Source organism: Flavobacterium sp. (genome assembly GCF_023151265.1).
Taxonomy (GTDB): domain Bacteria; phylum Bacteroidota; class Bacteroidia; order Flavobacteriales; family Flavobacteriaceae; genus Flavobacterium.
This window is the reverse complement of sequence record NZ_JAKLJH010000138.1, coordinates 3,471-10,241: the sequence shown is the minus strand read 5'-3', so window position 1 is coordinate 10,241 and position 6,771 is coordinate 3,471. Positions and strand designations below refer to the sequence as shown.

Annotated in this window: 3 protein-coding genes and 2 pseudogenes; all 5 read left to right on the top strand. The window is 33.1% G+C overall.

The features are described from left to right. Positions 1–434 (top strand): annotated as a pseudogene (locus tag L6Q46_RS11610) (ATP-dependent helicase); the annotation flags it as partial. A 34-nt stretch (positions 435–468) separates the two neighbouring features. After that, the gene (kbl, locus tag L6Q46_RS11605; RefSeq protein WP_291284440.1) at positions 469–1,665 is read left to right on the top strand and encodes a glycine C-acetyltransferase; all 1,197 of its coding nucleotides are present in this window, start codon (positions 469–471) and stop codon (positions 1,663–1,665) included. Positions 1,666–1,767: 102 nt separating this feature from the next. Beyond that, complete coding sequence (locus tag L6Q46_RS11600; protein WP_291284439.1) at positions 1,768–3,171, top strand: OmpA family protein; 1,404 nt, start codon at positions 1,768–1,770, stop codon at positions 3,169–3,171. Between the two features lie 63 nt (positions 3,172–3,234). Beyond that, positions 3,235–6,012: a PD-(D/E)XK nuclease family protein gene (locus tag L6Q46_RS11595; protein WP_291284438.1), complete on the top strand. Its 2,778-nt coding sequence runs from the start codon at positions 3,235–3,237 to the stop codon at positions 6,010–6,012. 70 nt (positions 6,013–6,082) lie between these two features. Then, positions 6,083–6,771: pseudogene (locus L6Q46_RS11590) on the top strand (peptidase S41); the annotation flags it as partial.

The window sequence follows — 6,771 nt, the reverse complement described above, 5'->3', positions numbered from 1 at the left end:
TGCAACAAGATGCGATTACTTTTGGAAATATTTTGCATGAAATCATGGCGTTTATTCATGCGAAAGACGATGTGGATTTGGCAATTCAAAAAGCAACTGAATTAGGATTGATTACGTTTTCTCAAAATGCAATTTTTAAAGAAACAATTGAAAAAATTGTGAATCATGAAGAATTGATTTCGTTTTTTGATGCCGATGCAAAAGTTTTCAACGAACAAAACATCATCAAAAAAGCGACTAAAAACAGTAAACCTGATAGAGTCGTAATCAAAGATAACGTGGCGTATTTGTTAGATTATAAAACAGGAGAAAAGTACAACAAACACAAAGCACAATTGGAAGAATACGAAAAGGCTTTACAAGAAATGAACTATACCGTTGCAAAAAAAGCACTTATATATATAGGAGAAAGTATAGAAATAGTAACTTTGTAATTCTAAACAACAAACTAGTAACAATAAACATATTATGTACGGAAAAATCCAACAACACCTACAAAACGAATTAAATACCATTCAAGAAAACGGATTATTTAAAAAAGAACGCATTATTACTTCTCCTCAAGGAGCAGAAATTACGATTTCGACTGGTGAAACGGTTTTAAACTTTTGTGCGAATAATTATTTAGGATTATCATCACATCCTGAAGTAGTACAAGCAGCAAAAGACGCTTTAGATTCTCATGGATTCGGAATGTCATCTGTGCGTTTTATTTGTGGAACGCAAGATATTCACAAAGAATTAGAGCAAAAAATTGCTAATTTCTACGGAACAGAAGATACTATTTTATATGCCGCAGCTTTTGATGCAAATGGTGGAGTTTTCGAACCATTATTAGGAGAAGAAGATTGTATTATTTCTGATTCATTGAATCATGCTTCTATCATTGATGGTGTTCGTTTGTGTAAAGCAGCTCGTTATCGTTACGAAAACAACAATATGGAAGACTTAGAGCAACAGTTAATCAAAGCAACTGAAGCAGGTCACCGTTTTAAATTAATTGTAACCGACGGAGTTTTCTCAATGGACGGATTAGTAGCGCCATTAGATAAAATTTGTGACTTAGCCGATAAATATGATGCTATGGTTATGGTAGATGAATGTCATGCTGCTGGTTTCATTGGAGCTACAGGAAAAGGAACATTGGAAGCTAAAGGTGTAATGGGAAGAGTAGACATCATCACAGGAACACTTGGAAAAGCACTTGGTGGAGCCATGGGTGGTTATACAACGGCAAAAAAAGAAATCATTGAAATATTACGCCAACGCTCACGTCCGTATTTGTTTTCAAATTCATTGGCGCCTTCAATTGTAGGGGCTTCCTTAAAAGTTTTTGAATTATTAGAAAAAGATACCACGCTTAGAGATAAATTAGAATGGAACACCAATTATTTCAAAGCAGGATTAAGAAAAGCAGGTATTGATTTCATTGATGGCGACTCTGCAATCGTGCCTGTAATGTTATATGATGCCAAGTTATCGCAAATAATGGCAGAAGAACTGTTAAAAAAAGGAATCTATGTTATAGGGTTTTTCTTTCCGGTTGTACCTAAGGATAAAGCCCGTATTCGCGTGCAATTATCAGCCGCACATACACAAGAACATTTGGATAAAGCTATCACAGCTTTCACAGAAGTCGCAAAAAATTTAGCCATAATCAAGTAAAATCCGACAAAGGAGTAAAATTTTTTAACAAAACTTTTTGTAGTTAAAAAAAACGTATTACTTTTGTTCTAATTATAACGCATTGTAATTAAATAAATAAGTATGAAACATTTAAACAAATTATTTGCTGTAGCTTTATTGTTTGCTGGATTAACATCGCAAGCACAAGACAGTAACAACCCATGGGCGGTGTCTTTTGGGGCAAACGCAGTAGACACTAAAGTTAGTGCTGTTGGTAACGATAGTCCAAAGTGGATTCAATTGGCAAACGCAAGAGAAAACTGGAATTTTATACCTTCAGTATCTTATTTGACTGTGTCTAGATACGTTGGAGATGGTTTTTCTTTTGGTTTAACAGGATCTGTTAACAAAATTGACAAAATGGTTTACAGAGATTTATCAACTGAGTATACTGATGTAGTAGTAAATCCAGGAGATTTATCTTACTATGCAATTGATGCAACCATCAAGTATAGTTTCATGGAAATGTTAAAATCTAAATGGTTAGATCCATCTCTTAACATTGGTGGAGGTTACAATTTCTTCGGTGATGCATCTGCAGGTACTGTAAATGGAGGTTTAGGTTTAACTTTTTGGTTTTCTGAAAATGTTGGTTTACAATTACAATCTACTTACAAACATTCTTTTGATGACGAAAGAATTGCTGATTTAGATGTTCCAACTCATATTCAACACATGGTTGGTTTAACTTTCAAATTTGGAGGTAAAGATACAGATGGTGATGGGATTTATGATAAAGAAGATGCATGTCCTGAAGAAGCTGGTTTACCTGAATTCAAAGGATGTCCAGATAATGATAAAGATGGTATTCAAAATAGTGAAGATTCATGTCCAGACGAAGCAGGTTCGAAAGAATTAAACGGTTGTCCTGATAATGACGGAGACGGTATCATCAATTCAGAAGATGCTTGTCCAGATGACAAAGGAACTAAAATGATGAATGGATGTCCAGATGCTGACGGTGACGGTGTTGCTGATAAAGATGACAAATGTCCTACTGTAGCTGGTGCTAAAGATAACGCTGGTTGTCCATGGCCTGATACTGATGGTGACGGTGTTGCTGATAAAGATGACAAATGTCCTACTGTAGCTGGTACTGTTGCTAACAATGGTTGTCCAGAAGTTTCTGACGAAACAATGAAAAAATTAAATGACTATGGTAAAACTATTTTGTTTAACTCTGGTAAAGCTTCTTTCCAAAAACAAACAATCCCAGTTTTACAAGCAATGGCTGCTATCTTAAAAGAGTATCCTACTGCTAAATTCTCTTTAGAAGGTCATACTGATTCTGACGGTAAAGATGCAATGAACCAAAAATTATCTGAAGATAGAGCTGCTGCTGTTAAAAACTTCTTAGTTGAAAACGGTATTGACGCTTCTAGATTATCTTCTAAAGGTTTTGGTGAGTCTATGCCAGTAGATTCTAACAAAACTGCTAAAGGAAAAGCTAACAACAGAAGAGTAGAAGTGAAATTAGTTAAATAATTTCTCTTTAAAATATACTAAGAAACGTCCCGATATTTCGGGACGTTTTTTTATTTTTATAAAATGAAACAAGATACTTTTTTAGATAAGTTAAGCGCAACTATTTTATCGCAATCTGATGTTCAATTGTCGAATTGTTTAATCGTTTTACCTAATAAAAGAGCCAAAGTGTTTCTTTTAGAAAGCTTAAAAAATCAATTAGAAATTACTTCGTTTGCGCCAACTATCATTAGTATTGAAGATTTTATTCAAGAAATTTCAGGTTTGCGTACGATTGACCCAATTGAATTGTTATTCGAATTCTACGAAGTCTATCTTTCCGTTACCGAAAATGCCAAACAACAATCGTTTGAAGAGTTTGCGACTTGGGCAAAAACCGCAATTCAAGATTTTAATGAAATCGATAGATATCTATTGGATCCAAATCATGTTTTCTCTTATTTAGAAGATATCGAAGCATTAAAACGTTGGGATTTACAACCACAAGACAAAACCAAATTAATCACAACTCATTTAGAGTTTTGGGCGAAATTGCCGTTGTATTACGAATCGTTTTACAACCATTTGTTAAAAAAAAGAATCGGTTATCAAGGTTTATTGTACAGAGAAGCAGTTAAAAACTTAGTTTCGTTTACCACAACAATTACCAATCAAATCTATTTTGCAGGTTTTAATGCATTAAATCAAGCGGAAGAACGCATATTCAAACACTTAGCAAACGAAAACAAAGCCAAAATTTATTGGGATATCGATGAGGTGTTTTTGAATGACTCTTATCACGATGCTGGTTTGTTTATTCGTAGGTTCAAAAAAGAATGGAAACCTTTCGTAAATCAAGATTTTGAATGGGTGGTCAATCACTTTAGTGAGGAAAAAAATATCGAAATTATTGGTACACCAAAAAGTATCGGTCAAGCTAAAATTGTGGGAACTATTATTGAAAAAATTCAATCTGAAAACCCAAATTTGGAAAAAACAGCTGTTGTTCTTGGAGATGAAAACCTATTGCTTCCTGTTTTATACGGTTTGCCTGAAGCAGTTGATGCATTGAATATTACGATGGGTTATCCGAGTAAAAATAATCCTGCGCAATTGTTGATTAGCAAGTTGTTTAAGTTGCATACCAATGCCAAACAACGTAATGAAAAAAGCTACACATTTTACTACAAAGAAGTTTTAGATATTCTAAACCATCCTTTAGTACAACCATATTGCAAAGTGGAAGAAGTCGTAAAAGTGATAAACAACAACAATTTTACTTTCTTTTCCAACCAAAAATTATTCAGTTTATACGAAGAAAAATATCCAAATACAGAAAACAATTTTTTCAAATTATTATTTACGCGTTGGGACGACTCTATTTCTAATATTTTAGCGAATTTGAATTCGATTTTACTCACCATAAAATCCTATTTAAGTAACGATGATGCCGAAGAAAAAGTAACCAAAGCTTTCGTATATTCTGTTTTTAAAACGATAAATAAATTAACCAATTATCACGAAACTTATAATCAAATTGAAAGTTTGCCATCGCTTCAAGCCATTTATAAGCAAATTATCGATTTAGCCGAAGTATCTTTTGAAGGCGAGCCTTTGAGTGGTCTTCAAGTAATGGGTGTTTTAGAAAGCCGCGTATTGGATTTTGAAAATGTGATTATCACTTCGGTTAATGAAGGAAAATTTCCTGCTGGTAAATCGCAAAATTCATTCATTCCTTATGATGTAAAGAAAGAATTAGGCTTGCCTACCTACAAAGAAAAAGATGCTATTTATTGCTATCACTTTTACCATTTATTATTACGTGTGAAAAACGTGTGGTTGCTTTATAATACAGATAACGAAGGAATTGATGCTGGAGAAAAAAGTCGTTTCATTACCCAATTAGAAATCGAAAAACAACCAAAACACAATATCACAAGTACAATTTATAACGCCGTTTTACCTGAAAAAGCATACGAACCTGTTACTATTCCAAAAACAGATAAAATCTTAACCCGTTTGCACGAAATTGCAACTGATAAAGGATTTTCGCCATCGTCTTTGACGAATTATATTCGAAATCCGTTACAGTTTTATATGCAACGTATTTTGCGTATCAATGAAGCAGATGAAGTGGAAGAAAACATCGCAGTGAATACCTTGGGAACCATTATTCACAATGCTTTGGAAGAATTGTATACGCCGTATTTGAATCAGTTTTTGGCATTGCATCATATTGAAGCGATGGAAGCCAAAATTGATGAAGTCATTCTAAAACATTTCAAAGAAATTTACAAGGAAGGCGAAATTACCAAAGGGAAAAACCTGTTGGCTTTTGAAGTAGCTAAACGAAATGTTTACAACTTCCTACAATTAGAAAAGAAAGATATTCAAGCTAGTGATACTATAAAAGTATTGCTATTAGAAGCGAGTTTGTCTTGTGAAATCGAAGTAAAATCCTTACCATTTCCAATAAAAATCGCAGGTAAAGTGGACCGAATTGAAGAACGAAACGGCGCCATCAGAATTATCGATTATAAAACTGGAAAAGTAGATGGAAACAGTTTAAAAATTCAAGATTTTGGTGATTTGACTTCCGATATAAAAAATGAGAAAATCATTCAGTTGTTGTGTTATGCCTTGATGTTCGAAAATCACGAATTAAAACAAAACCGAGAAGTTTCAGCCGGAATTGTTTCGTTCAAAAACATGAAAAACGGTTTTTTACCTTTCGGATTAGGAAAAGGGAAGGATGCTGAACTTGTTATTTCTACTGAAATTATAGAAGATTTTAAATCGGAATTAGAAACATTGGTTTTGGAAATTTTCAATCCAGAAATTGCGTTTAAAGAAAAGGTTTAACATTTTGTTACAATTTTCTTACATGCTTTTTCGTTTTCTTTACAAATGTTATAGTAACCGAAAATATCGTATGAAAAAAATCTTCTCATTTGCTTTTGTTTTATTGGTTAATAGTTTGTTTTCGCAAATTCAACCTCCAGTTTATAATCTTGATTTTGAAAAATATTCTAAAAAGGATGAATTACCAAACGATTGGATTCGATGGAGTGAGAGTGAATTGAAAGTTGACTCTACAAATGCTATTTCAGGTAAAAACTCATTATTAATAAATGTAAAAGAAGGAGAAGGTTTTGGATGTATAGCTTACAAACTTCCAGCAAATTTTAAAGGCAGAAAAATCACTTTAGAAGGTTATTTAAAGTACGAAGAGGCAACGGATGGTTATGTAGGTTTACTTTTGCGAATAGAAAAAGACGAACAAGCTATTGCATCTGCCAATATGCAAAACCAAAAATTGCAAGGAACAGCCGATTGGAAAAAATATTCTATCACATTAGATTTTAAAGAAAATGCAGATGAAATTTATGTTGGTGGAATCTTAATTGGAAAAGGAAAGGCTTGGTTTGATAATTTTAAAGTCACTATTGATGGAAAACCAATTGAGAATATAAAACCTGTTGAAAAAGAACTTTCTATTATTGAAAAAGACACAGAATTTGACTCAGGTTCAAAATTTGAAATCACCAGTCTTAATGAAATTCAAAAAAGAAATTTATTTGTATTAGGGAAAGTTTGGGGGTTTGTGAAATATTATCATCC